Origin of the sequence: Aquamicrobium segne (assembly GCF_042656785.1) — a bacterium.
Lineage (GTDB): Bacteria > Pseudomonadota > Alphaproteobacteria > Rhizobiales > Rhizobiaceae > Mesorhizobium > Mesorhizobium segne.
In genome coordinates, this window is record NZ_JBHSLL010000035.1 from 572 (window position 1) to 1,191 (window position 620).

The window sequence follows — 620 nt, forward strand, 5'->3', positions numbered from 1 at the left end:
GCGTTTCTAGATGCAATGGCGGCAGCGGCAGATGCCGGCATGCGCGAACTGGTGCGCTTACAGCAGGCGCAAGCCCTGATGGAAAGAAAACTGATCGGCCGTCGCGCATCCAGCAGCCTGCCATCGGCTATCGATCTTGTCCTGTCTCGGCCGATGGTCTCCGCTGCGATGGTGGCGAAAGTCGTCAAGGTAACGCCGCGAGGCGCTCTCAACCTGATTTCGGAACTCGGCATAAGGGAGTTGACCGGGAGGGGACGATACCGTGCCTGGGGAGTTCTGTGATTCCTTGAATTGCAGGATTGAACATTATATGGTACATGACCCATATATGAGGCGGTATGGCCGACGATAAACCAAAGCAGATACCGGTTGTTTTCTATCGAACATCGAGCGGAACCGAAGTGGTCCGCGACTGGCTTCAAGATCTGGAAGCCGAAGATCGACAAGCGATCGGACTGGATTTGATGCGCGTACAGTTCCGTTGGCCGGTGGGGATGCCGCTGTGCAGGTCTCTGAAGGATGGCCTGTGGGAAGTAAGGACGACGCTGCCGAGCAAGCGGATTGCCAGAACTCTGTTCTGCATTCACGACGAAGCAATAATCGTGCTTTCCGGGTTCATC

At 56.0% G+C, this 620-nt stretch carries 2 protein-coding genes; both read left to right on the forward strand.

Annotated elements, in window-relative coordinates:
• Positions 1 to 282 (forward strand): helix-turn-helix domain-containing protein (locus ACFPLB_RS11210; RefSeq protein ID WP_378229623.1); only part of this gene is annotated, 282 nt, incomplete at its 5' end.
• Positions 283 to 338: 56 nt separating this feature from the next.
• The coding region (locus ACFPLB_RS11215) for a type II toxin-antitoxin system RelE/ParE family toxin (protein ID WP_378229625.1) at positions 339 to 620 on the forward strand (282 nt) is incomplete at its 3' end.